The sequence below is a fragment of the Methylomonas sp. MS20 genome (assembly GCF_050275925.1).
Classification (GTDB): Bacteria; Pseudomonadota; Gammaproteobacteria; order Methylococcales; family Methylomonadaceae; genus Methylomonas; species Methylomonas koyamae_A.
On sequence record NZ_CP189962.1, the window covers coordinates 1,711,729 to 1,738,215 of the forward strand.

Below are 26,487 nucleotides of genomic sequence, written 5' to 3' on the forward strand. Positions count from 1 at the left end.
CGCGATGAATCCCCGCTTCGTCCACCTCCGCATCCACACCGAATTCTCACTGGTTGACGGTATCGTCCGCATCAAGCCGCTGGTCAAAAAGCTCGGCGAATTCAATATGCCAGCGGCGGCGATTACCGAGCAGAGCAATCTGTTCTCGTTGGTCAAATTCTACAAAGCCGCGCAAGGCGCCGGCATCAAGCCGATCGCCGGCGCCGATGTGCTGATTTACAACGACGACGAACCGGCCGCGCCGCGCCGCCTGACTTTGTTGGCTCGCAATCAACGGGGTTATGTGACCTTGACCGAACTGGTGTCGAGGGGTTACCAGGAAGGCCAGCATCAAGGCATTCCGATGCTGCAAAAAGCCTGGATAGCCGAAAACCACGAAGGTCTGATCGCCTTGTCCGGCGCAATGCAGGGCGATGTTGGCGCGGCCCTGTTGTCGGAAAATTTTGCCCTGGCTAAGGCTTGCGCCGAATTCTGGGCCGGTTTGTTCCCGGACAGTTTTTACCTAGAAGTCCAGCGCGTCGGCAAACCGGACGAGGAGCGTTACATCAAGCTGGCGGCGGATTTGGCCGCCGAATTGGACTTGCCGGTCGTCGCGACCAACGATGTGCGCTTTTTGAATCGGAGCGATTTCGACGCTCACGAAGTGCGGGTCTGCATCCATCAAGGTCGGGTTTTGGACGACAGCCGCCGGCCGAAGGATTACACCGAGCAGCAATATTTGCGCAGCGCCGAGGAAATGCTGGCGCTGTTCGCCGACTTGCCGGAAGCCTTGCAAAACAGCGTCGAAATCGCCAAGCGTTGCAATGTCGAGTTGCGCTTGGGCGAAAATTTCCTGCCCGATTTCGAAGTCCCCGAGGGGATGACGCTGGCCGATTATTTCAAGCAGGCGTCGCGCGAGGGATTGGAAGAACGCTTGCAGCAGCACGCGCCGGTCGGCAATGGCTCGTTCGAGGACAATCGCAAGGTCTACGACGAGCGGCTGGAAACCGAATTGAGCGTGATCGTGCAGATGGGTTTTCCCGGCTACTTCATGATCGTCGCCGACTTCATCCAGTGGGCCAAGAATAACGACATTCCGGTCGGGCCGGGCCGGGGTTCGGGCGCCGGTTCGTTGGTGGCTTATGCATTGAAGATCACCGACCTCGATCCTATCGAATTCGACTTGTTGTTCGAGCGCTTCTTGAATCCGGAACGGGTGTCGATGCCCGACTTCGATATCGACTTTTGCATGGAACGCCGTGACGAAGTGATCGACTACGTGGCGCGTCATTACGGCCGCGACCACGTGTCGCAGATCATCACCTACGGTTCGATGGCGGCCAAGGCGGTGATTCGCGACGTGGGCCGGGTGATGGGCCATGCCTACGGCTTCGTCGATAGGCTGGCCAAGCTGATTCCGTTCGAAATCGGCATGACGCTGGACAAGGCCTTGAAGGAAAGCCCGGAACTCAAGGACTTGTACGAGGCCGAGGAAGAGGTCAAGCAGTTGATCGACATGGCCCGCGCGCTGGAGGGCATCTCGCGCAACGCCGGCAAGCACGCCGGCGGCGTGGTGATCTCGCCGACCAAACTGACGGACTTTTCGCCACTGTATTGCGAGCAGGGCGGCGGCAACTTGGTGACCCAGTTCGACAAGGACGACGTCGAGGCGGTCGGCCTGGTCAAGTTCGACTTTTTGGGGCTGCGGACCCTGACCATCATAGCCTGGGCGCTGGAAACGATTAACCGCCAGCGCGCCGCGAAGGGCGAGCCGCCGGTGGACATTGCCCAAATTCCGCGCGACGACCTGCCCAGCTACGAACTGCTGAAGAAGGCCCAGACTACGGCGGTGTTCCAGCTCGAATCCAGCGGCATGAAGGCGCTGATCAAAAAGCTTAAACCCGACTGCTTCGACGACATCATTGCGTTGGTGGCGCTGTTCCGGCCCGGTCCGCTGGAGTCGGGGATGGTCGACGACTACATCAACGTCAAGCACGGCGCCAAGGCCGAATACGCCCATCCGCTGCTGGAACCTATCCTGAAGCCGACCAACGGCGTCATTCTCTATCAGGAACAGGTGATGCAGATCGCCCGCGAACTAGCGAGCTACACGCTGGGCGGCGCCGACATGCTGCGGCGGGCGATGGGTAAGAAGAAGCCCGAGGAAATGGCCAAGGAACGGGAGAAGTTCATGTCTGGTGCGGTCGCCAACCAGATCGACGCGGGCATCGCCACCTACGTGTTCGACTTGATGGAGAAATTCGCCGGCTACGGTTTCAACAAGTCGCACTCGGCGGCTTATGCATTGGTTGCTTACCAGACAGCTTGGCTGAAGGCGCATTATCCGGCGGCCTTCATGGCGGCGGTGATGTCCTCCGATATGGACAACACCGACAAGGTGGTGGTGTTGATCGAGGAATGCCGGGAGATGAAATTGCAAATCCGGCCACCCGACGTCAATCTGTCCGATTTTCGCTTCACGGTCAACGACCAGGGCCAGATCGTCTACGGCATCGGCGCGATCAAGGGTGTCGGTGAAAACGCGATCGAGGATTTACTGAAGGAGCGCAACGCCAACGGGCCGTATTCGGGTTTGTACGATTTATGCAAGCGCGTCGATCTGCGCAAGGTCAACCGACGAGTGCTGGAAGCGCTGATCAAGGCCGGCGCCTTGGATACCATCGACCCGAACCGTGCCGCTCACATGGCCGAACTGACCACCGCGCTCAGAGTGGCCGAGCAACATGGCAAAATGGCGCTGGCCGGCCAAAACGACTTGTTCGGCTTGGGCGTCGAAGTCGAGGAAAGCGATAACGAGGCCGACGCCTATTCCACCGCCGTCGAACCGTGGACCGAAAAAGAAAAACTGGAAGCCGAGAAGCAAACCCTGGGTTTGTTCCTGTCCGGCCATCCGATCGCCGAATATCTGCCGGAGCTCAAACACATCACCCACGGTACGCTGGGCAGCTTGGAAGTCGATGCCGGCCGGGCGCGCGGCAAGATGGAAGCCCGCGTCGCCGGCTTGATTGTGGAAATGCGTACCCGTCAGACCAAGCAGGGCAAGATGATGGGCTTCGCGACGCTGGACGACCGCACCGGCCGTTTGGAAGTCGCCGCGTTCAGCGGCATCTTCGACAAATACCGCAATCTGCTCAGCAAGGACACGATTTTGGTCGCCGAAGGCTCGTTGGCGATGGACGACTTTACCAACGGTTTGCGGATGACCGCTGAGAAACTTTACGGCATCGAGGAAGCCCGCGAGCTGTTTTCACGCGGTATTCAATTGACGATAGACACCGCCAACCGCAGTTTGAGCGGCGATTGGCCGGCGCGTTTGCAGGACATCCTGGCGCCGTTTCGCGGCGGCAATTGCCCGGTCCAGATCGACTATCGCACCGCCCGCGACAAGGCAGCGTTGCAACTTGGCGAAGAGTGGCGGGTCCGGCCGGCCGATGAGCTGTTGATTCGCTTGCGCCGTTTGTTGTCCAACGAGAACGTGTCGGTTAGGTATTGAGCCGTTAGGCGGTCTTGCTTGGCACGCCGGGCGCTTCGGCGCGAATTCGGCGGCGGCCGGTCGCTCCGGGCTATAATGAGCCGACTTCATCAACTTAACGGATTGAACATGGATTGGCTGCATTTCTTGCTCGACGTATTGCTGCATATCGATAAACACTTGGCCGATTTGATCGGCGAGTACGGCACTTTGACTTACGCGATTTTGTTTGCGGTGATCTTTATCGAAACCGGTTTTGTCGTGATGCCGTTCCTGCCCGGCGATTCCTTGTTGTTCGCGGCCGGCGCGTTCGCGGCGCTGGAGTCTTTCGAGATGCCGACCTTGTTGAGCCTGTTGGCGCTGGCGGCGGTGCTGGGCGATACCGTTAATTATTGGATAGGACGGAGCATCGGTCAAAAAGCCTTTACGCTGAGTTGGGTCAACCACCAGCATTTGTTGAAGGCCCAAGCTTTTTACGATACCTACGGCGGTAAAACGATTGTGTTGGCGCGCTTTGTACCCATCGTTCGCACCTTCGCGCCGTTTGTGGCCGGTATCGGTCGAATGCGCTATCGGGACTTCTTGCTGTTTAATCTGATCGGCGGCTTGGCGTGGGTACTGATTTGCGTCTTCGCCGGCTATTTTTTCGGCAATATTCCGGTCGTCAAGAAAAACTTCGAACTGGCGATCCTGGCCATCATCGTGATTTCAATTCTACCTATCGTCATCGAAGTCTGGAAAGCCCGGCGGCAACCCGCCGAATAGGAGAGGACGATGGGAGATCTCAGCGATTCGCAAAAATGGTTAGTGCTGGCTTTTCTGATTGGTGCTTCCGCATTGATTTACTTGCTGTCGCCGGTGCTGATGCCGTTCGCGGTGGCGGCAGTGCTGGCTTATCTTGGCGACCCGCTGGTTGACAGATTGGAAGCGCTGGACTTTAAAGGACGAAGCTTGAGTCGCACGGTTGCGGTGGTTCTGGTGTTTTCCGGCATTTCGCTGGCGATCGCCGCGCTGCTGATCGTGGTCATCCCGGCCTTGGAATACCAAATCGGCGAGTTCATCGACAAACTGCCGGCCTATTTGAACTGGCTGAATCGTACCGTGATTCCGGTGCTGCAAAAATATTTGGGCCGCGGCGTCCGGCCCTTGCATATCGAGCAGCTGAGCACCTTGATCAAAAACCAGTGGCAGGACGGCGGCGGGGTATTCGAAAACTTCATGCAGTCGGTATCGCACTCCGGTGCGGTGATCATCGGCTGGTTGATGAATCTGGTGCTGATACCGGTCATCACCTTTTATTTGTTGCGCGACTGGGATGTGTTGGTCGAGCGCGTTCACGATCTGTTTCCGCGACGTTACGCCGCTACGGTCGGCGCGCTGGCCGCCGAGGCCGACGATGTCCTCGGCGCCTTCTTGCGCGGCCAGTTTTACGTGATGTTGGCCCTGGGCGGCATTTACAGCATCGGTTTATGGCTGGTCGATTTGGAATTGGCGCTGGTGATCGGTATGACGGCCGGTTTGATCAGTTTCATTCCTTACATGGGGGCTTTGGTCGGCATTGTGTTTTCCTGCATTGCCGCGCTGCTGCAATTTCAAGACGCGGTACATTTATTACCCGTGCTGATGGTATTCGCGGTGGGGCAGAGCTTGGAGGGCATGGTGTTGACGCCCTGGTTGGTCGGTAACAAGATCGGCTTACACCCGGTCGCGGTGATGTTCGCGGTGATGGCCGGTGGCCGTTTGTTTGGCTTTCTGGGCGTGTTGCTGGCCTTGCCGGTGGCTTCTGTGATCATGGTCTTGCTGCGGCATTTGCACGAGCGTTACACCTTCAGCGGTTTTTACAGCAAGGGTTGAGCGATGCGTCTGGCGATCGCGTTTTGCGGTGTTTGCTTGGCGTTTTCGGCATCGGCGGGCGATCCGGCCCGCGAGCAGGCCTATGCCGATGCGATTCAGCAGCAACCGGCCATCGGCGAAGCGGTGTGGCTGCAAACCGGGGACGGCGGGCGATTTTTAGCGTTGTTCGTCGATGCCGAAAAAACCGCTAACGAGCAGGTGGTCATCATTCTGCACGACGCGGATGGCCATCCCGATCAGCAACCGCTGATCCGCGAACTACGCACGGTGTTGCCGCGGCACCGCTGGGCGAGTTTGGCGATACAGTTGCCGTTGCGCGAAGCCGGCGCGGCGCTGGAAGACTATTACCCGTTGGTTGGCGAGGCCGACGCCCGGATTCAAGCGGCCATCGATCATGCGATCAAAATCGGCGCCAAGCAAATCGCGATGGTCGGTTACGGCATCGGCGCGGCGATGGCGGCCGCCCGCCTCAGCCAGAATCCAGCCAATGTCGTCGCGTTTGCCGCGATCAGCTTGCCGGTGCCGGACAGCAGTCAGGCCGGCGTGCAAACCCTAAGCTTCGTGAAGAATATCAATCTGCCGTTGCTCGACGTTTACGCCGAAGCCGACTGGCCGGACGTGACGGAAACGGCCGTCAAGCGCCGTATCGCCTGTAAGGAGAACCCGGTCTACCGGCAGATCCGCATCGACGGCGACGATCACGCCTATCGGCAAAATTACCCGTTGCTGGTCAAACGCGTCTATAGTTGGCTGGCAACGACCATCATGGAAAATCAACAATAACAGAGGGGAGACTTTATGCCATTGAACGAAGACTTATATGCCGAGATTCGGCTGCTGGCGCTGTACAACCTGGAGTCGATTCAGGAGGGGGTCAAGGTGCACGGTAACGCCGAGCCGGCCTTGATCGCGGCCGCGCGACGTTTGCACGACAAAGGTTTGGTGAGCCAAGCCGACGGCGGTTACTTGACCGACTTGGGCGTCGAAGCCGCCGAGCACGCCCAAAAACTGCTAACCATCCTGAAAACGCGTTAAGCCGTTTTCAGTGTCGCCGGTCCGACGCGGAAAGCGCCGGTCCGGCGGCGCTTCACAGTCCCAAATCGAACAACCATTTTACCGAGGCGTAGCCGACCGCGGCGATCAATGCGCTGTAACTGAGAAAATGTAAGGGTTGGCCGAGGTTATGCCGCCAAAAACCGGTGTGTTGGCCTTGCAGTTTGCGTAGCCGATACAGTTCGCGCTGGGCTTCGGCGCGTTCGGCTTGGTAGGCGTCGCACAGCGCGCGGGCCTGTTCTAGGTCGTCGGCATCGTAAAGCCAGATGGCCGCGGTTGAAATGCCCCAATTGCCGGCCGAGGTTTCGTAAAAGCCGATCTCGTGTTCGGTCAGCAGTTGGCGGATGTCGTCGGCTTCGTCGAGCGGAACGTCTCTTAAATTGAAAAATAATACCGCCATGAACGATCTATTGTTGGCACGTGGGGCAGAAATAACTGGCGCGCTGGCCGATTTTTAGGTGTTGGACCGGCTCCCGGCAGCTTAAACAGGGTTCGCCGCCCCGGCCGTAAACCCGCAACGATTGTTTGAAGTAGCCGGGTTTGCCTTGCGCGTCGGTAAAGTCGCGCAGCGTGGTGCCGCCTTGGGCGATGGCTTGCTCCAGCACGGTTTTGATCGAGGCGCTCAGCCGGGCGCAATCGTCGGCGTCGAGGCCTCCGGCCGGCCGGGTTGGTAGTATGCCGGCCAGAAACAAGGATTCGTTGGCGTAGATATTGCCGACCCCGACGACGATGTGGCTGTCCATGATCAGCTGTTTGATCGGCACTTGCCGGCCGGCGAGACGTCCAGCCAGGTAGGCGGGATCGAAGTCGGCGGATAATGGTTCCGGACCGAGTTCGGCCAACAGCGGATGCGCATGGGGGACTTCCGCCGTCCACAACACCGCGCCGAACTTGCGTTGATCGTTATAGCGCAGCAAAGTGTTGTCGTCGAACACGAAATCGAGATGGTCGTGCTTGCCGTGGGCCAGCCCGGCCTGACCGATGCGCAAATTGCCGGACATGCCGAGATGAATTAGCAGCGTACCGTTTTCGAGGTTGAACAGAAGATACTTGCCTCGCCGGTCGATGCGGCGCAGCCGGCGGCCGGTCAGCAGAGCGGCCAGATCGGCGGGAACCGGCCAGCGCAAGCGGGATTCGCGAACAACCACCGAGGCAAAGGTTTTGCCTTCGATGTGCGGCGAAATACCGCGTCGGCTGGTTTCGACTTCGGGAAGCTCTGGCATCGCGGACCTTAAATTTGCGTCAGCAGAAATCGGGCTTCGTCCTGAATTTTTCGGCGCGACCATAACAAGGTCCAGCGCGTGCCTCCGCACTGCCGCCACAACAAGGTCGAGCGGATGCCTGCCAGCAACAAGGCCCGGATTTTATTGACGATGGCTTGGTTGCCCAGATATTGGGGGTCGCCCGCCACCATGATGCGCGGTTGCAGGGTACTGATGGAGCTGTGATAGATGTCGGCCAAATTGGCCAGGACGTTTTCGTGCAGGATGCCGAAATGCTCGGACTGGGCTTGCGCTCTGGCGATGCCTGCCCGGATGTTATCCTGCATCTCGGTTTTGCCGGACAGTTTTTTTTGAAGATAGACCAGTTGGGCGGCGTAGCGGGTCTGTTCCGCGCTGGCCTGTTCTCGATTTGCCAATTGTCGCTGCAACTGCTCGAGTCCGTGAGTGACGCCAGCAATGCCGCCGTAAACCTCGGCAACGCTGTCCGAGTCGATTTTCAGAAGGCTGCCGATGCTGCTCTGCATCGCCGGGGACGGGCAAGCGCCGGCGGTGGCCAATTGGTGTACGAGCGAGCAGGCCTGGGCGATACCGGCCAGCGCGATCGTCTGGTTGCTCAGCGTCTGTATTGTCATCTCAGTTGCAAGCGACCGTCGCGCAACTGGGTTTGACCGGTTTGCCGGATTTGATCCAGCCTTGAATGCCGCTGGACAGGTGGTAGATTTGGTTCATGCCTTTTTGCTCGGCCAACAATTTGCCGAGTTTGGCGCTGCGGTTGCCGGACCGGCATACCAGAATCACCGGCTGATCCGGTGACGTTTTCAATTTCTCGACTTGGCTGCTCCAGGCCTCCTGGTCGATTTGGCCGTTTGCGTCGAACGATTGCAACAAGCGGCTTTGCGGGATCACGCCGGACGCCTGCCATTCCTGTTCGGTACGCACATCAATCACCAGTGCGTTTTGGTTTTTTTGCATGTCCAGCAATTGCTCGGCGCCGACTTCCGCCAATTCTCCGGCCGTTAACCGAAAGCTGACCACCAGGGTCGACAGAGCCAAGAATATCGATTTTTTCATAAACCACCGGTAACGGGACATTTAAGTACTTAACAGCGGAAACACGCATTTGGCCCACCAATCGATGCTTTCCAAATACAGTTGGCCAATTCGAGTATGCGAAACGCCCCGATACGACCCCAAGGACGGTTCCCAACGCTCGTGAGCGACGCAAAACTTGAGCGCTTCGCCGGGGCCGCCCGCGTATTCCAGCACGGCTTGCATTATATCGTCGGACAGCGGCAGCTGTTCGATAACTTTCGGTAACGGCATGTCCAGCAAGGCATCCAGGCCGGACAGCATGCCGACGAAGAAAAACAGCTCCCTGTCCTGGCCGGTTTCCTGCGCCAACAGTTCGCACAGCTTGGCGCGGACTAATACGTTTTGTAGAACCGAGGAGGGCTTGTCGCTGAGCGACGACAGCGTCAGGATGTTGACCCAGCGTTTGACCTCGATGAGCCCCAGGCAGACGATGGCGTGCTTAATCGATTCGATCTTGCGCGGCAACGCGAAAAACGCCGAATTGATGTAATGCAGCAGCTTAAAACTCAGACCGACATCTTGAGAGACGATGCGGCCGATCTCCGAAAACTCGACATCGGGCTGGTTGACGGCCGACATTAGCCGGATAGCGGAGGCCTGGCTGACGCCGAGGCGCTTGCCTTCGACCAAATTGGGTTTGCTGAAGAAAAACCCCTGGAACAGTTCGCAGCCCCATTCCTTCAAGGCTTGAAATTCCTCGTGGGTTTCGACTTTCTCGGCCAGTAGGCTCAGCCCGTAACCTTTGAGCTCGGTGATCAAGGCGTGGGATTTCTCGAGGCCGTCGGCCATGACGTCCAGTTTGACGATGTCGGCGATTTCCAGCAACGGCCGCCATTCCGGCGTCAACACGAAGTCGTCCAGCGCGATGGTGTAGCCCAATTCGGACAGGGCCTTCAAATTGGCGACGATGGCGTCGTCGACCGCGACCGATTCCAGGACTTCGATGACGATGCGGTCCTTGGGCAAGTGTAGCGGTATGTTGTCCAGCAAGTTCCGGCCGGTAAAGTTGATGAAGGCCTTATGTGGGCCGACCAATTCGTTCAGGCCGATTTCCAGGATGGTGTCGGTAATGACTTGGCGGGTCGCGTTGGCTGCCCCATCCTGTTGACTCAGATCGAAGTCCTTGCCCCGAAACAGAATTTCGTAAGCGAAGGTGCTTAAATCCCGGTCCAATATCGGCTGTCGGCCGATTAGAAAATCTGTCATGCGTTGCGGCTCCCCCCGTGCATCCTCTATCATGAAGCTTGGTGGGGTTTTATACACGAGCGTGCCGCGCTCGTCGAGTGACCCGCCGATTCGGATTTCAACAACTTTGGGAGAACTCTATGTCGGAAACAGCGTCTTTAGCGGTAACGGGTATGAAATGCGGCGGTTGCGAGAATAACATCGTCGGAAAACTGTCGGCGGTGCCGGGCGTGATAGCCGTAAAAGCCTCGCATACCGAAAAACGGGTGGACGTCGAGTACGATCCGACCCAGACCGACCTTGATGAAATCGAGGACACCATCGTCGAAGCCGGTTTCAAAGTCGAATAAATCGCAATGCGCGCGTACCTGACCAAGGTGCCGACCGCCGGTGCCAACGATCAAGTCGCAACAACGGCAAATGCCGGGGATATTCAATGACCACTGACCAAGTTCAAACCGCCGAAACCCGCCTGTCGATTCTGGGCATGCGTTGCGCGGGCTGTATTGCCGCCGTCGAAACCGCATTGCAACAAGTGCCGGGCGTCGAATCGGTCGCCGTTAATTTCGCCGACCATTCCGCGACCGTCACCGGTGCCGCCGACCATGAAGCGATGAAGCGTTCGCTACGGGAAGCCGGCTACGACGCGGCGGTGATGGAAGGTCTGGAAGACCCGCGCGAGGAGGAAGAGCAGGAAGAACGGCGCTATCGCGATTTGATGAACAAGGCCAAGGTCGCCGGCGCGCTGGGCGTGCCGCTGATGTTGGGCGCCCATATGGACTGGTTTCCGGCGATGGGTACCGCCGCCGGCGCCGACTTTTGGTCCATCGTCGCCTTGCTGACGCTGGCGGTGATGTTTTATTCCGGCGGACATTTTTTCGTCAGCGCGGTAAAGCTGCTGCAAGTCCGGCAAAGCAATATGGACACGCTGATCGCGCTGGGTACCGGCTCGGCCTGGTTGTATTCTTGCGTCGTCATCGATTTTTCCGGGCAATTGCCGTCTCTGTCGGCGCATGCCTACTTCGAAGCCTCGGCGGTGATTTTGGCCTTCATCAATTTGGGCAGTGCCTTGGAAACCCGCGCGCGCGGTAAAACCTCCGCGGCGATACGCGCCCTGATCGGTCTGCAACCGCGGACCGCCCGCGTGGTCCGCGACGGCGCCGAAATCGACGTGCCGATCGAGCAGGTCGGTTTGGGCGAAACCTTGCGGGTCAGGCCCGGAGAAAAAATTCCGGTGGACGGCGTGGTGCTGGAAGGCCATTCCAGCGTTGACGAAGCGATGTTGACCGGCGAGTCGATTCCGGTCGAAAAGCAGGTCGGTTCCAATGTGGCTTCCGGCACGATGAACTTGCACGGCAGCTTTTTGTTCAGCGCCACCCGAATCGGCCGGGATACCGCGCTAGCACAAATCATCCAAAGCGTGCGTCAGGCGCAGAACAGCAAGCCGGCCATCGCCAAGCTGGCGGACCGCATTTCGGCCGTGTTCGTGCCGACCGTGGTCGGCATTTCCGCGTTCACCTTTTTGGTTTGGCTGATATTCGGACCGTCGCCATCGCTGGGTTACGCCTTCGTCACCGCGATGACGGTGCTGGTCATCGCCTGCCCGTGCGCGCTGGGCTTGGCCACCCCGATTTCGGTGATGGTCGCGGTCGGCCGGGCGGCGCAAACCGGCATATTGATCCGGCGCGGCGAGGCCTTGCAGAGTGCCGGCAACATCAGTTGTTTGGTGCTGGATAAGACCGGTACCGTGACCACCGGCAAGCCGAGTCTGGCCGACGTGGTGGCGTTCGGCGAATACTCGGTCGAGCAAGTGTTGCAGCGCGCGGCCAGCCTGGAATCCGGCTCCGAGCATCCGTTGGCGGCGGCCATTTTGGCCGGCGCGGCCGATCGCGGCTTGACCCTGGATAAAGTCAGACGCTTTCAGGCGGTGGCCGGCCACGGCATCAGCGGCCGGATCGCGGATCGTCTCTGGTTGTTCGGCAACGCCGCGTTGATGGCGGAAAACGGCATCGACGACATGCCCTACCGGGAAAAAATGGCCGAACTGTCGGCCAAGGGACAGACGGCGATGCTGTTGGCCGAAGAGCAGACCGTCGCCGGCATCGTTGCCGTCGCCGACCCGATCAAGGCCGATTCGGCCGAGGCGGTGCGTCGGCTGCAAGCCGCCGGCGTCAGGGTGTTGATGGTGACCGGCGACAACGAAATCACCGCCAAGGCCATCGCCGCGCAAGCCGGTATCGGCGAAGTTCGCGCTCAGGTTTTGCCGCAAGACAAGGCGGCCGTGGTGCAAGCCCTGCAACAGCAAGGGGAAGTGGTCGGCATGGTCGGCGACGGTATCAACGATGCGCCGGCGCTGGCCCAGGCGGATGTCGGTCTGGCGATAGGCACCGGCACCGACGTCGCGATCGAAAGTGCCGACATCGTGTTGCTGCAAGGCTCGCTGCTCAAAGTGCCGGAAGCGATGGCGCTGTCGCGGCTGACCGTCACCAATATCCAGCAAAATCTGTTCGGCGCCTTTATCTACAACACGATAGGCATTCCGGTCGCGGCCGGTTTGCTGTACCCGCTGTTCGGCGTGTTGCTGAACCCGATGATCGCCGGCGCGGCGATGGCGATGTCGTCGGTCACCGTGGTCAGCAACGCCAACCGGCTGCGCTGGATGAAGTTGGAGTAAACCAGGTCGCCGGCTGGAGCCGGCTCCGGCTAGCCGTTACAGCTTGAACTGCGAAATCGTGGTGCGCAGGTTGCCGGAAATCCGCTGCAGGGTACTGGCCTCGCCGGCGGTTTGCTTGGCGTCGTCGGCGGTATTGGCGGTGACTTCGTTGATCGCGATGACGTTTTGATTAATGTGGTCGACGACCAGGGTTTGTTCGCGGACCGCGTTGGAGATGTGGGCGTTCATTTCCGAGATTTGTTCGGCCATCCCGGAAATATTGTCCAGCAATACGCCGGTGTTTTCGATGACGGTGACGGTTTGCTTGGCTTGGTTTTGACTGTCGAACATCGCTTTGACCGCTTCCCTGGAGCCGCCTTGCAAGCGTTCTATCATCGCCTGAATTTCGTGGGTCGAAGCCTGAGTGCGGCTGGCCAGGGTGCGGACTTCATCGGCGACCACCGCGAAGCCGCGTCCTTGCTCGCCGGCCCTGGCAGCTTCGATCGCCGCGTTCAGCGCCAGTAGATTGGTCTGGTCGGCGATGCCCTGAATCACATCCAACACCGAACTGACGTTGACGCAGTCTTGCTCGACGTTGCCGATCACATGGCTGGCACTGTCGATGTAGGCCGACAACGCATGGATGGCTTGTACGGTCTCGGTAACCACGCGCTTGCCGTTGTTGGCGTCGGCGCTGCTTCTTTGCGCGGCTTGGGCGGCGCTGCCGGTGTTGCGGGACACTTCGGCGGCGGTCGATGACAGTTCGGTCACCGTGGTAGCCACCTGATCGGTACCCTGTTGCTGTTTGACCATGTCGAGTTGTACCCGTTCGGCCAATTGGCTCAGTCGGCTCGACGAGCCGGTGAGTTGTTCGGATTCTATCGCGACTTGCCGCATCATTGCGTGCAGCGTCGTTAAAAACTCGTTGAACAGATTTACAATCGTTCCGATCTCGTCCTCTCCGTCGTAGGGAATCCGCCGGGTCAGGTCGCCGCCGCCTTGTTTCAGGGCTTGCAGCGACTGCCGCAATGCGGTCAGCGGCGGCTCGATTTTAAAATAGAGCATCAACAAGCAGATCACGACGAACATCAGCAAGGCGATCGAAAACGCGATACGCGTGGTTCCGTAGTCGGTCAGCGTTTGGCCGAGCAACTGTTTGGAGCGGGCCACTTCGCCGTCTATTTGGGTGCTCAGGGTTTGCAGTTTTTCGGTCAGGCGGGCGGCCGAGTCGTCCAGCCCCGTGCCTGCGGCCTTCATCGTGGCGGTGCCGGCTTCGTTGCCGAACTTGATGTAGTCCCAACCCATTTTGACGCCGGTGTCGTGCATGGCCTGGACATGGGTTTTCAATACGTCGATTTGCGGCGATAGATTGGGTTCGATTTGACGGGCTTTTTCCAGATTCTCCAGGGCCGAAGCCAGGTTTTGCTTGGCCTCGGCGAAGCCGTCGTCGGAATGGGTCGCGCCGACGTCCGTCAGAAATTGCTGGATTTGCACGACATGAAAGCGAACGTGCGACAACGCGTCGGACACGTCCTGCTTGCGGGTGGCTTCCGCCAGCGTGCGATCGATCGATTGAAAGGCCTGCCACAGCGAAACCACGAACAGCAGATTGGCTAAGGCCAGTATCGAGGCGATGGCGATCAGATACGATTTAATGGAGGTCGATTTAAACATTAAGTGGGTAAGTGATTTTGAGTGGGTTAAACGGGTTGTTTCGGCGCATGGCGAGTTCTAAGGTAGCCGATTGCTGAAGGCCGGCCGCATACGACTTATAATTTTTCCAATTCGTCGGCCAACTTTGCCAGCGAGGCGAGGGCGTCTTGCTGGCTTTTCGACAAAGTTTCGGGGTTTTCCGCGACGCAGCGCTCGATTTGCCGGCGTTGCTCGGCAATCAGATGCAGGCGCTGTTCACGGCTGCCGCGCAGTTTGCCGACCATGTCGCTGAACGCGCCGGCCAGTTCCTGCAATTGATCGTTTTCCCTCAGCTGAGTGACGGTGTCCAGATTGCCGTTTCCGACTTCCCGGCACAAGGTCTCGAACCGGTACAACGGCCCCGCGATCTTGTGCGACGCGTACAGCACGCCACCGACCGCAATCCCGCCGGCCAGCAAAATAGCCACCACGTTGCCGATCAAAATCGATACGCCCAGGCGCTCGGCGGCGTTGACGATACTGACGTGCGCCGATTGCGCTTGTGCCTGCAAATCGCCGCCGGTCATCCAGTAAATCAGGAGCGCCGAGCATAGGCCGGCCAACAATATCAGCGCGAACACGCCGAGGATGAATCGACCCTGGAACGCTTTTTTAATGAAAACGCGGCTGCGTTTGGATTCGGTGTTGTTCATTTTCGGAAACCTTAGTTGACGTTGTGACAGGTTAGGCAAAGCTCGCCGTCGCTATTGTTGCGGCGCAGTAAAAAGCTTTTTTTCAAGCGTTCGGCGTTCATCAGCTTGTCTATGAAACTGTGACTGGCTTGCGGCCGATCGCTGTCCAACCTGCCGTGGGTGTAATGGCAGGTCAGGCAAGTCATATCGTGTTCTTCGTTCAGAGGCAGGTCGGCCGGTACCGGGAAATCGATATTCAAACCGACTTTATGGCCTTGATTAGGGTTGTGGCAAGAGGAACACATCGCCACCCCGTCCTTGGCGAAAGCCGCCAGATCCACCGTGTGATTCTTGGTGGTGAGTATCCCGTCATCCTTGATGTCGGCGGCGGTGTTATGACATTCGCCGCAACCGGATTGCGGCGTTTGCCGGGAGATTTCGTGCGGATTTTCGGCGGCGGTACGGGCGCCGCCGACGAACAGCAGCATCGCTAGGCTGCCGCCAACTACCAAACTTTGTATAAGACGCTTTTTCATGGCTAGAAAGACATCACGATTTGGGCGATACCCAGGCGGCGGTCGAAGTAACGCTCGTAGGTGCGAGTGCCCAACGAATCGTCGTACTCGAACTTGATCCGCAAGTGATCGCTGAATTTGTAATTGAAGCCCAGCGTCAGCATCGACAAATCGTTGACGGCGACGGTACTGCCGTCGAAATCCAAAGCCAGGTCTTGCGACGGCTGCCAGCGGCTATAGCGGGCAAACAGCGTGACCGGCTGCTTGACTAGGCTTTCCAGGTCGGCGGTTAATGTGGAGTGGTAACCCAGTTGGTGGCCCTTGCCGAACGGGTTTCGATCCGGATTGGGCACGATGTTGCCGCCGCTATCCAAAAATACCTGTTGATGAGCATTCAGCAGCATGAATTCGTTTTGCAAGCGCCACGGACCGTAGCCTATGCTCAAATCCGCACCGTAAACGGTGTTGCGGATGCGATTTTCGCCGTCGAGTTCGCTAAGGTGGGATACGCCGAGTTCGATGCCTTCCGGGTTGGCGCTGTGGATTTTGTAGGTATTTTGCCCCAAGGCCAGACCCAAGCGCCCACCGATCGCGTGACCGTCGTTGGCGTACAGCGCATCGGTCCAGAACACCGAATAATTGAACCCGTCCCAAGCGCCGTAGGACCGAACGCCGTCTGAGTTGTAACCGCCCAACTGCATGCGCGAGGTAGTCAGCGGCGCGGTCACGGTGATCCGGTCCTTGTTGGCGAAGTTTTGGTAATCGTTACCGAAGGGCAAGTCGAAACGGCCGGCTTGAATATGCAGACCCTTGTTGTTGAAGATACGGCCGCGCGGAGGGATGCGGTCGTTAAATAAATGGTAGTCGACCAATGCGACGGCGATGCCGGCCATCGTACTGCCGCCGCTCAATGCACCTGGGCCGCTGTTACCGCAAAAAATCGCGCCCGGCGCGCCGTAATCGGCATTCGACGAATTGCCGCACAGCACCAAGGCCGAGCTGGCACCGAAATGGTCGTCGTGCACATAATCCAAATCCAGTTCCACCGAGCCGACGCTAAAGGTCTGGTCGGTGGAATTGCCGGTCTTGGCGTTGATGTCGAAAAATCCGCTGATTTCCAGGCCGCTGGCCGATGCGGCTTGGCGGAGTTCGCTGACTTTTTTATCCAAAGCTTGCAACTTGCGGGCAACCGAGCCATCGTCGCCGGCGGGAGCCGGCTTAGCGGCCGCAACCGGGGGGGGCGGCACTGGTTGCCCTGGTGCGGTGGCGACCGGCGGCGCGCGTTCTTGCTCGAGTTGCTTAATGCGAGCCTCGAGTTGTTCGATCTTTTGATCTTTTTCCTTGAGCATCGTCTGCACAATTCGGCGGATGTGCTCGTCATCGGCTGGAGCCGCGATGGCCGATGTGGGCGCGGCGCTGAGTACTACCACCGATAACAACGATAAACTTCGACGCATATACAGGTTTGAATATCTGAGTTTGGAAATTAACCGGACTGTCATGTCGAAAATCAGCCTAGTCGGTTTTTTTGTGAATACAACCAAGTGATTTGCAGGGAAAATGTGCGCAAAAATCCGCGTGGCTTGAGCCGCACGCATGCTTAGTCTCGGTGAATTTAGGAAATCCTCCTGGTTGCGGATTTTTTTAGGCGTTAGTCGGTTTTCCGCCGGTTTTGACAAGCCAAGCGCGTTGGCAAGACACTCGCGCATATCCGGCGATTGGGAACACTAGTGTCGACGAGGCTCGCCGGCCAATCGGCGCCACCTTTCTGGCTGTAATGCGCTGGCGTGATGCTGGCTTGGAGATTGGGCCGTGCGGGCCGGGTTTGTTTGAAGTCGCTAAGCGTTTAGCTGAAAGCGAAGAGGACAGGCCGGATTCAGCCCCTCAGGCATCGCCATCCGGCACCCAGCAGCGCCGCCGCGACAATAACCGGGATGACGCCCAGGCGGTATCGGCCGAGCGCCAGTAGTGAAGCCGCACTCAGTGATACCGCAAAGCCGTCGATAGGGCCGTCCCAGCCGTTCGGCCAGCCGACGTGGTAGGCGAAAAATACCGCCAAGTCTACGATGACGCCGACCACGGCGGCGGTGACCGCCGTTAGCGGCGCCGTGAATCCGACATTGCCGTGGCTGGTTTCGATCAGTGGCCCGCCGGCCAGGATGAACAAAAAACTGGGCAGAAAGGTAAAGTAGGTAACGACGGTCGCCGCCAGCGCGCCAGCCGCGAACAAGCGTTCCGGTCCGAATAGCGCCTGGCCCCAACCAGCCACGAAGCCGACAAAGGTATTGACCATGATCAGCGGTCCCGGCGTGGTTTCGCCGAGTGCCAGCGCGTCCATCATTTGTTGAGCGCTCAGCCAGCGAAATTCCTCGACCGCGCCCTGATACACATAGGGTAGAACCGCATAGGCGCCCCCGAAAGTCAGCAACGCGGCTTTGGTAAAGAACCAGCCCATTTGCGTCAGCGTGCCGTTCCAGCCGAATAGTAACCAAAGCAGCCCCAACGCGCCGGCCCACAGCAAACCGCCGACCGCCGACAGTTTAACCAGGCGCGGCCAACTGAAAAGCGCGTGCGTCGGTATCGGTGTCGCGTCGTCGATCAGCGCCGGACCGAAATCGGCGCGGGGTTTGCCGCGACCGCCGCCGACCGCGAAGACCTGCGGAGCGAGCTTGCTGCCTACCGCGCCAATCAGCGCGGCGCCGATTAGGATCAAAGGAAACGGTGCCCGCAGCAAAAAGATCGCGCCGAAGGCGGCGGCGGCCAGTGCCGCTAGCCAGCGGTTTTGCAAAATCCGCGAACCGATCCGGTAAGCGGCAAACCAGACGATCGCGGTGACCGCCGGCTTGACGCCGTAAAGCAAAGCAGTCACCGCCGACAGATCGCCGAAACTCAAATACAGCCAGCCGAGAACGATCAGCATCAACATGGCCGGTAGAAAGAACAGACTACCGGCGACCAAGGCGCCAGGCGTTTTATGCAGCAGCCAACCCAGATAGGTTGCCAGTTGCTGAGCCTCCGGCCCCGGCAATACCATGCAAAAGTTCAGCGCGTGCAGAAAGCGGCGCTCGCTGATCCAGCGGCGCCGCTCGACCAGTTCCCGGTGCATGATCGCGATCTGTCCGGCCGGGCCGCCGAAGCTGATCAAGCCCAGCTTTAGCCAGAATCGGCAGGCTTCGCTAAAACTGGGGTGCGGCGGGGGCAGGGTTGGTGGCATATGCAATTTCCCGAAATAGTTGTTGGCCGAACATCGTTGACGCTCTATCAGCACTAAAGATCGCGGCTGGGGCGAGTTCGTGGCATCCGGTTCGGTGCGGAGCGGAAGCGAACGAGGGCAAGCGTGGTACTCGCTAAAACCATGAAAGAATGACCGCCTGTCCATCAATTTCCCCCCCCGGCGCGCCGACGAAACAACGGAGCGGCTTCAGCAGCGATGGACGACGGTCATGGATTCGTCGATCGGTAAACCGCACTCCAGCCTCTCTCTTGCTACTCGCGTCCGCTATCCTACCTCGAATCGGCGCCCGCTCGGCAAGCCGATCCCAGTCCGCTTTGCGGATACGGCAACACCGCGACGACAGGCTGTTGCTGATTGGGCAGCGAGTCAGCAGTTGCTGGCTCGCTGTCAGCAGGCGATCGCCGTGCCCCGCTTTCCGGCAGTGTCTTTACTCGCGGAGTTTGATGGGATTTTCTGTCTTTAATCAATAGAAATCAATTGTTTATCGAGGATGGTGCGGTTGGCGTCGGTCGCTAACCGCATTCATGGCATATCGGTTGCACTACAGGGCTTAGGCCGGTTTGCGCGCCGACGCTGTCGGCCGGGCAAACCGGTTCGAATTTTCGAAATTGACATTCGACTGGGTGAGACAGTGAAACAGTACTTAGATAGCGCCGATGCGCCAGGTGTCGGCCTTCGGGCCGGCGTTCCCAAAACTTTAGGTCGCAACACCTTGTCGGCTTGCGTGAGCTTGGCATTAGCGGGGGCGCCGCTGATGGTCGTCTCGGACGCCGACGCCGCGCCGACTAAAAAGTCGGTCAAAAAAATCGCCGCGCCCGACAAATCGGTATCCGATTTGGAAGAGAAAGTGGCCAGACTGACCGCGGAATTGGAAGCGTCCAAACGCCGCGAGCAGGATTTGCTCCGGAAAAATGCCGCGAGCGCCTCGGCGGCGGCCGGTGCGGCTGTCGCGACCGGCGCTGCCGCCGAAGTTGGCGCGGCCGGCGAAGCGGCCGCACTGGCGGCGGCCGAGCCCGAACCCGTCGTCGAAGAGGAGAAACCGAAGAATTTGTCCGAAGTTTCGGTCACCGCGCGGCGCAAGGAAGAAAAATTGCAGGAAGTGCCGATTCCGATCGCGGTCATCAACCGGGAAACCCTGGAGCGCGACAACGTGGTGTCGGTGCAGGATTTCTCCCGTCGCGCGCCCAACCTGGGCGTCACGTCCGCCAATGCCAGGCAAACCAGTATTGCCCTGCGCGGTTTGGGGAAAAACAGCGGCAACGAATCGATGGAGTCCAGCGTCGGCGTGATGGTGGACAACGTCTGGCGGGCTTGGGTCGGTTCGGCTTGGGCCAACTTCGCCGATCTGGATCAGGTCGAGGTGTTGCGCGGCCCGCAAGGCACCTTGCAAGGCAAGAACAGCAATCTGGGCTTGCTGAACATCACCACCAAGGCGCCGTCGTTCAAGGACAGTTATTACGTCGACGGCTTTGCCGGCGACCGCGATACCTTGCAAGGCAAGTTCGGCGCCACCGGTACGATACTGCCAGGGCTGTTGGCGTATCGGGCAAGCGGTTTTATCGACAAGCGCGACGGTTACATCAAAAATTACGACATTCACCGTAGCGAGGGCGATCTGGGTGAAACCAATGCGTTGGGCGGGCGCTTGCAATTTTTGTTGACGCCCAGCGACGTGTTGAGTGCGAAGGTCATCGTCGATAAAACCGCGTCTACCCAAACCATGAGCGTACAGCCGCTAATCGCCGATCCGTCAACTTTCGCTAACGGCGCTTCTAGGGGGACGACGTTTAGCACCCGCTTGGCTCGAAACTGGTTTGACCCGGTGCGCAGCAATGGTCAACCTTTAGCGATCATCGGAGATCCGCGAGCGATGGCGAACAATGAGCGACGTCAATCGCGCGGTGACGGTTCGGGCGTGTCCGCGGAAATCAACTACGACGCCCTGGGGCATCGCTTTACATCGATTACCGCTTGGCGCGACGCCTTGTTTGAACCCAACCACGACGGCGACGGTTCGACCGCCGACATCGAGCGGATCAGCGGTTGGACCGTCAAGAACCAGCAATGGTCGCAGGAGCTGCGGGTCAGTTCGCGCGATCCGGGCCCGATCGATTATCAGGCCGGCGTGTTTGCGATGCGCACCATTGCGGACACGTTTAACCAGCGTTTGTTTGGGAGTGACGCCGGGGCTTTTTATGCTAGCAACTCGCAATACTCAACCTTGAACAGCAATGCGATCGGGCGGCAAATGATGCTGGCGTCCCTTAACAACGTCATGTACCGGCAAAGCGTTGTGCCCGCGACCGACAGTTACGCGGCATATGGGCAGGTCAACTGGCATGTGACGGATGACGCGACATTGACCGTGGGTTTGCGGGATACCTTTGAACGGCGGGAAAACACCGGTTGGAGCCATCCGATTGGCGGAGTCGACTTAGACGTGCTCGGCGCCCAAATCGGCGCTTCGGCAAATCAGATTGCTGCCGCCAAGGCGGTTCGGAGTGGCCGTTTGGGAACCGAGTGGGATGCGCCGCGCCAAGGATTCGACCAAAACTCGCAAAACTGGCTGGTCAATCCCAGCTACAAAATCAACAAGGATCTGATGGTTTATGGCTCGGTATCGGGCGGCAACAAATCCGGCGCGGCACAATTTAACTTGAACACGGGTAAGGTAGAAAACGTCAATCCGGAGAACGTGATGGATTACGAATTCGGCATCAAGAGCACTTGGCTGGATCGCAAGCTGGTGGCCAACGTCAACTTCTACCAAACCGACATCGAAGGTTTCCAATCGCAATTGGTTATTCCCTGCACGATTGGCGTGGACGGATGCACCACCGGTAACCGAACGACCTTGGGTAACATCAAGGGCATCCAATTGCGCGGTATCGAATTGGAGACCAACTACGATATTACACCGGGCTTGAGCGTGTTCCTGAACGGATCATTCAATAGGGCGATTTATACCGACTTTGCCAACGCCCCGTGTCCGCCGGAAGCAAATTCGGTGATTTGCGACCAAACCGGACGGACCTTGCCGAATGCGCCGACCTTCACCGCCAACTACGGTGTGGACTACCGCGCGCCGTTGACTTTCGGCTTGGGTAACGACTACGGCTTGCAATGGCATGCCTATTTGATCGACAGCTATAAATCGGCGGCTAATTATAACGCCAGTCTGTCGGTGTACGGCAAACAGGCGGCCTACCACGTCACCGACGGCGGTATCGGTATCGGCACCAAGAACGGCAAATACAATCTGGACTTGGTCGGTCGCAACATCTTCGACACGATCTACTTTACCAATGCCGGAAATTTCTCCAATACCGCGGCGGCCAGCGCGTCGTTCGGCGACGCCCGGTATTACGGCGTGCATTTCCGGGCCAAATTTTAATGCGAGCCGGCCGGACGGCTTAACGGTCGCCCGGCCGGATGTTCCACTCATATCGATAGAGGAGTTTTATGTCAGTCACGTATTCGACCCTGTTGTTGAGTATCAGCGCTTTGTTGGCGGCCGGCGGTGCGCGCGCCGACGATCCGGTCACGCCGGCGATTCCGGGTGTCGCGGCCGGCGGCGTGGTGCTGGAATTGATCAAGGACGGCTTCAACGGCACCGAAGGACCGATAGGCTATAGCGACGGCAGCTTGCTGTTCACCGAGACCAATGCCAATAAAATCGTGCGCATCGGGCCGGACGATCAAGTGTCGACCTTTTTGGAGAATTCCAACGGCGCCAACGGCTTGGCCCTGACTCCGGACGGCAAGATCATCGCCGTGCAAACCAAGGATACCCAAGTCGGCGCGATTTATCCGGTCAAGGAAAAAACCGTGCTGGTCAAGGATTACCAGGGCGTTAAATTTCAACGGCCCAACGACTTGGTGCGCGCCGGCAGCGGCGGTATTTATTTCACCGATAGCGGCACCCGGCCGACCAAGGAAAATCCCAATCCGGAACCGTCGCATCCCGGCGTGTTTTACATCGGTCCGGACGGAGCGCTCAAGCAACTGGTCAACGACATCGAGCGGCCCAACGGCATCCAGCTCAGCAAGGACGAAAAGACCTTGTACGTCGCCAATACCCAAGGCGAACACATTCTGGCTTACGACATCGCCGCCGACGGCTCGCTTGCCAACCGCCGCAATTTTTCCAAGCTGGAAGGCTGGCAAAAAGGCGAGGACGGCACGTGGTCCAGCGGCGCGGACGGTTTGGCGCTGGATGACGAAGGCCGGCTGTTCGTGGCTTCGAATGCCGGCATTGAGGTGTTGAGCGGCAAGGGCGAAGCTTTGGGCACGATACCGGTAGCCAAAAAACCGCAAAATCTGGCCTTCGCCGGTAACGAAAAAAATATTTTATACGTCGTGGGTCGCGGTGCCGCGTACAAAGTCCCGTTGTTGACCAAGGGCATTTCCAGCCGGCCCAAATAATAGCGAGCGGAATACGAAATGCCAGGCGGCTGGGGCGGGAGCCGCACGTTACAACGGTTTGGACTTGATCGCCCGGAATAGCCATCTGGTTTGTACGCGCGGCTTTAGCCGCGATCGACAGCGCCTTCAATTTCCGCAAACGCGCGCCCAGAACACATGGGGTTTGGTTTATCGATTTAGGCATCGTGGTGGCCTCTTAACGGGACGAGGAATTTCCTCGGCCCGTTTTTTTTGCCTGTCGCTCGCTGCCGACAGCAGCGCCAGCATCGATGCTAGCCGAGCAGCACTGCCTGTTGCCAGGGTGCTGCAAATTCATCAGTCGCTAGCGGAATCTCGTGCAAGATTCGATTTTTCAAAAGAGTTTTACTTTAAAAGTCTTTTATAAACAGTATCTTGAATTGTTTTTGATTCGATATTTCCGATTGGCATACTACTTGCCCTATCACTAGAGAATTAACCCTTGCCGCGTCGAACGACGCTTGTTCAAAAAATGAAACGAGAAAACCCGAATATGAAACAACCTCTGTCATTAGTTTTGTTGGCGATGCTGCTGACCGCGCCGGTCTTCGCATCGGCGGCCGAGAAAGACGCGCACGTCCACGCCGATGCCAAACCTGCGGCGCAGGCGCCCAGGCCTTACGAGTACAAAACCCCCAAGCTGAATCGCGCCCAAGTCGATGCCTTACTGGCTAAACCCGGCGAATTGCTGTTCATCGATACCCGCCGCCCGGACGAAATCAGCAAGATCGGTTCGTTTCCGGTGTATCTGAACGTGCAGGTCGATGCTATCGATGCGGCGCTGCCCTTCATTCCCAAGGACAGGTCTATCGTCACGGTATCCAACCACGCCGGCCGCGCCGGCAAGATCGCCGATTTGCTGGCCGCGAAAGGTTTCAAAGTGGTCGGCGCGGTCGGTTCGCAGAATTACGAAGAAGAAGGCGGCAAGATCGTCAGGATCGTGCCGCCGGAACCTAAAACCAATTGATCGTAACCGCGGATCGCCGGATGGGCGGCGGTTCGCGTTCATCCGCACGGGGCGTTCCGGTGCTTGAGTTTTTGGAGTGGTGAAATGAATAAGAAAAAATTAACGATCGCAATCGCCTGGGCCTTGTCCGTGGCGATGGTGGGCGAGGCCGGTGGGGCCGATGAAAAATCCGCCGGCGATGCCGCTCCGGCGGCGCAAGGCAAGGCCAAACTTTGGTCGTATCAAGCGGTCAAGGCGCCGGCAGCTCCGGCGGTCCAGCATCAGGATTGGGTCAGGACGCCGATCGATGCCTTCATCCTCGCCAAACAGGAAGAAAAAGGCCTGACGCCGTCGCCGGATGCCGATAGAGCCGCCTTTATTCGCCGAGCCACGCTGGACGTGTGGGGCATCATTCCCAGCCCGGAAGACGTGGACGCCTTCGTCAACGATGAATCCGAAAACGCTTACGAAAAGCTGGCCGACCGCTTGCTGGCATCGCCTAAGTACGGCGAACGCCAAGGCCGCAAATGGCTGGATTTGGCGCGCTACGCCGACAGTACCGGCTTCCAGAACGACAACGATCGCTTGAACAACTGGCGTTACCGCGATTACGTAATCAATTCATTCAATCAGGACAAGCCTTACAGCCGCTTCATCCAGGAACAACTGGCCGGCGACGAATTGTGGCCCGGCGACGAGCAGGCCCTGATCGCGACCGGTTTCATGGCGCAGTTCCCGGATAACTCCAACTCGCGCGATCTGGTGCAACGTAAATACCAAATCACCACCGATATTACCGATACGGTCGGGAAAGTGGTGTTGGGTCAAACCTTGGAATGCGCGCGTTGCCACAACCACAAATTCGACAAGATCAGTCAGAAAGACTATTTCTCGTTCCAGTCCTTCTTCGCCAACGTGGCCCCGGTGGACAACATTCCGGCTAAGAAAGGTCCGATCGAAGTGGCCTACGACCAGCAATACGCCAAGTGGCAGGAAGCCACCAAGGACATCCGCGCCAAGCAAAAGGCCATTATCGATACCCATCGGGAAGAGGCGCTCAAGTATCACAAGGAACGTTATCTGACCGACTCGCGCGACGCGATTTTCAAACCCAAGGAAAAATGGACAGCCCAGGACCGCTGGGTCAATCATCGCTTGGCTAACGTCACCAACGAAGCCAGCATGCAATCCTACTTCCAGGAAAAAGGCGAAAGTACCGACGCCAAAACCCGCGATCCGAAGATTGCCGAGCAGTGGGCCGAATTGGAAAAGCTGAACAAGGAATTGCGTAAATTCGACGATTTGAAACCGGCGACGTTCTCGAATGAAATTTCGGCGATGACCGAACTGGGCCATCCGGATGCGCCGCCCAGCTTCGTGTTTGCGGTCGGCGACCATGAGAAACCGTTGGAACAGGTGCAACCGGCCTTCCCGGCGGCGATTACCGACGAAAAACCGGACATCAAACCGTTGCCGTTCTCGTCCGGCCGTCGCTCGGCCTTGGTGAAATGGATCACCAGTCCGACCAATCCGTTGACCGCCCGCGTTTACGTGAATCGGGTTTGGGACCAGTATTTCGGCAAGGGCATCGTCGCCACCGTCAGCGATTTCGGCAAGGCCGGCGAAAAACCGATCAACCCGGAACTGCTGGATTATCTGGCCGACAAATTCGTCAAGGACGGTTGGAGCGTCAAGAAACTGCACCGGGAGATTCTGTTGTCCAGCGTCTACCGGCAGTCGTCCGATTACCGCGAAGACGTGCATCAGGCCGATGCCGAAAACCAATTGTTGGCGGTATTCCCCAGACAGCGTTTGGAAGCCGAGCAAGTCAGGGATTCGCTGCTGGTTGCTTCCGGCAAGCTGGAGGACAAGGTCGGCGGTCCGAGCGTATATCCGCCGCTACCGTCGGCGATCAATACCAACTACGGGGTCAACAACGCCAATTTCAACGACAAAATGTGGCGGACTTCGAAGGACGAGAAGGACCATAACCGCCGTAGCTTGTACGTGTTCACCCGCCGCAGCATTCCGTATCCGATTCTGGATTCGTTCAACATGGCGTCGCCGCAGGAAGCCCACAGCAAGCGCGAGGTGACCACCACGCCATTGCAAGCCTTGACGCTGTACAACAGCGAATTGATCTTCGACTGGTCCAAATCGTTGGCTGGCCGGGTCATCAACGAGGCCGGCGAGAGCGAAGAAGAACGGATTGCCAGACTCTACCAAATCCTGTTTGCCCGCCAGCCGAACGACCAGGAAAAAGAAGAGTTGCAGGCCTTCTTGAACGAACAGGAGGGCGTGATTCGCGCCAAGGCCGCCAACGGTAAATTCGAAGTCAACGTGCCGGCCGGCGTCAAGGATAAAACGATCGGCGACCCGGTGCGGGCTGCCGCCTTCGTGGATTTGGTACACGTGGTCGCCAATTCCAACGAATTCATCTACCGGTTCTAACGATCAGTGCAAGCCTGGGGGCGCCTGTGGTGCCCCGATCA

21 protein-coding genes are annotated in these 26,487 nt (G+C 58.4%); 11 read left to right on the plus strand and 10 right to left on the minus strand.

All coding sequences use genetic code 11. The annotated features are described in order from the left end of the window. Positions 1–4 precede the first annotated feature (4 nt). From dnaE to ACQE3D_RS07475, 5 genes are all read left to right on the plus strand, one after another. Positions 5–3,493, plus strand: coding sequence for a DNA polymerase III subunit alpha (dnaE, locus tag ACQE3D_RS07455; RefSeq protein ID WP_427551455.1), 3,489 nt, complete (start codon positions 5–7; stop codon positions 3,491–3,493). A gap of 108 nt (positions 3,494–3,601) precedes the next feature. Beyond that, complete coding sequence (locus ACQE3D_RS07460) at positions 3,602–4,237, plus strand: DedA family protein (protein WP_064030320.1); 636 nt, start codon at positions 3,602–3,604, stop codon at positions 4,235–4,237. 9 nt (positions 4,238–4,246) lie between these two features. Next, positions 4,247–5,326, plus strand: a complete 1,080-nt coding sequence (locus ACQE3D_RS07465) for an AI-2E family transporter (protein ID WP_064030318.1) — start codon at positions 4,247–4,249, stop codon at positions 5,324–5,326. 3 nt (positions 5,327–5,329) lie between these two features. Beyond that, positions 5,330–6,109 carry a DUF3530 family protein gene (locus ACQE3D_RS07470; RefSeq protein ID WP_427551456.1) on the plus strand — a complete coding sequence of 260 codons (780 nt, stop codon included), beginning with the start codon at positions 5,330–5,332 and terminating at the stop codon, positions 6,107–6,109. Positions 6,110–6,124: 15 nt separating this feature from the next. Then, positions 6,125–6,361, plus strand: a complete 237-nt coding sequence (locus ACQE3D_RS07475) for a TIGR02647 family protein (protein ID WP_064030313.1) — start codon at positions 6,125–6,127, stop codon at positions 6,359–6,361. Between the two features lie 52 nt (positions 6,362–6,413). On the opposite strand, the gene ACQE3D_RS07480 is transcribed toward ACQE3D_RS07475, so the two are convergent. Genes ACQE3D_RS07480 through ACQE3D_RS07500 form a run of 5 tightly spaced genes read right to left on the minus strand, consistent with a single transcriptional unit; the run spans position 6,414 to position 9,900 of the window. Further along, positions 6,414–6,779: a DUF6164 family protein gene (locus ACQE3D_RS07480; protein ID WP_281022748.1), complete on the minus strand. Its 366-nt coding sequence runs from the start codon at positions 6,777–6,779 to the stop codon at positions 6,414–6,416. A gap of 7 nt (positions 6,780–6,786) precedes the next feature. After that, positions 6,787–7,602 (minus strand): bifunctional DNA-formamidopyrimidine glycosylase/DNA-(apurinic or apyrimidinic site) lyase, encoded by an 816-nt coding sequence (gene mutM, locus ACQE3D_RS07485; RefSeq protein ID WP_427551457.1) that lies wholly within the window; start codon positions 7,600–7,602, stop codon positions 6,787–6,789. 8 nt (positions 7,603–7,610) lie between these two features. After that, the gene (hflD, locus tag ACQE3D_RS07490; RefSeq protein WP_071157158.1) at positions 7,611–8,234 is read right to left on the minus strand and encodes a high frequency lysogenization protein HflD; all 624 of its coding nucleotides are present in this window, start codon (positions 8,232–8,234) and stop codon (positions 7,611–7,613) included. Position 8,235: 1 nt separating this feature from the next. After that, a complete protein-coding gene (locus ACQE3D_RS07495; RefSeq protein ID WP_071157187.1) occupies positions 8,236–8,673 on the minus strand; it encodes a rhodanese-like domain-containing protein in 438 nt (145 codons plus the stop codon). Positions 8,674–8,694: 21 nt separating this feature from the next. Then, a complete protein-coding gene (locus ACQE3D_RS07500) occupies positions 8,695–9,900 on the minus strand; it encodes an EAL and HDOD domain-containing protein (protein ID WP_071157159.1) in 1,206 nt (401 codons plus the stop codon). Between the two features lie 119 nt (positions 9,901–10,019). On the opposite strand from ACQE3D_RS07500, the gene ACQE3D_RS07505 reads away from it, so the two are divergent. Further along, positions 10,020–10,229, plus strand: a complete 210-nt coding sequence (locus ACQE3D_RS07505) for a heavy-metal-associated domain-containing protein (RefSeq protein ID WP_064026296.1) — start codon at positions 10,020–10,022, stop codon at positions 10,227–10,229. An 86-nt stretch (positions 10,230–10,315) separates the two neighbouring features. Beyond that, entirely contained in the window at positions 10,316–12,553 is a 2,238-nt protein-coding gene (locus ACQE3D_RS07510) for a heavy metal translocating P-type ATPase (RefSeq protein ID WP_427551458.1), read from the plus strand. Between the two features lie 36 nt (positions 12,554–12,589). Here the strand turns inward: ACQE3D_RS07510 and ACQE3D_RS07515 are convergent, their stop codons facing one another. From ACQE3D_RS07515 to chrA, 5 genes are all read right to left on the minus strand, one after another. Continuing rightward, complete coding sequence (locus tag ACQE3D_RS07515) at positions 12,590–14,206, minus strand: methyl-accepting chemotaxis protein (protein WP_427551459.1); 1,617 nt, start codon at positions 14,204–14,206, stop codon at positions 12,590–12,592. A gap of 95 nt (positions 14,207–14,301) precedes the next feature. After that, a complete protein-coding gene (locus ACQE3D_RS07520; RefSeq protein WP_427551460.1) occupies positions 14,302–14,877 on the minus strand; it encodes a hypothetical protein in 576 nt (191 codons plus the stop codon). Between the two features lie 11 nt (positions 14,878–14,888). After that, a complete protein-coding gene (locus tag ACQE3D_RS07525) occupies positions 14,889–15,392 on the minus strand; it encodes a hypothetical protein (protein WP_427551461.1) in 504 nt (167 codons plus the stop codon). Between the two features lie 2 nt (positions 15,393–15,394). Then, the gene (locus ACQE3D_RS07530) at positions 15,395–16,828 is read right to left on the minus strand and encodes a hypothetical protein (RefSeq protein WP_427551462.1); all 1,434 of its coding nucleotides are present in this window, start codon (positions 16,826–16,828) and stop codon (positions 15,395–15,397) included. Between the two features lie 419 nt (positions 16,829–17,247). Next, complete coding sequence (gene chrA, locus ACQE3D_RS07535) at positions 17,248–18,585, minus strand: chromate efflux transporter (RefSeq protein ID WP_427551464.1); 1,338 nt, start codon at positions 18,583–18,585, stop codon at positions 17,248–17,250. A gap of 652 nt (positions 18,586–19,237) precedes the next feature. On the opposite strand from chrA, the gene ACQE3D_RS07540 reads away from it, so the two are divergent. From ACQE3D_RS07540 to ACQE3D_RS07555, 4 genes are all read left to right on the plus strand, one after another. Continuing rightward, positions 19,238–22,000, plus strand: coding sequence for a TonB-dependent receptor (locus ACQE3D_RS07540; protein WP_427551465.1), 2,763 nt, complete (start codon positions 19,238–19,240; stop codon positions 21,998–22,000). Positions 22,001–22,068: 68 nt separating this feature from the next. Continuing rightward, positions 22,069–23,031 (plus strand): SMP-30/gluconolactonase/LRE family protein, encoded by a 963-nt coding sequence (locus tag ACQE3D_RS07545; RefSeq protein WP_427551466.1) that lies wholly within the window; start codon positions 22,069–22,071, stop codon positions 23,029–23,031. A 511-nt stretch (positions 23,032–23,542) separates the two neighbouring features. Then, positions 23,543–24,016 (plus strand): rhodanese-like domain-containing protein, encoded by a 474-nt coding sequence (locus ACQE3D_RS07550; RefSeq protein WP_427551467.1) that lies wholly within the window; start codon positions 23,543–23,545, stop codon positions 24,014–24,016. A gap of 84 nt (positions 24,017–24,100) precedes the next feature. Next, positions 24,101–26,446, plus strand: a complete 2,346-nt coding sequence (locus tag ACQE3D_RS07555; RefSeq protein ID WP_427551468.1) for a DUF1549 and DUF1553 domain-containing protein — start codon at positions 24,101–24,103, stop codon at positions 26,444–26,446. Positions 26,447–26,487 lie beyond the last annotated feature (41 nt).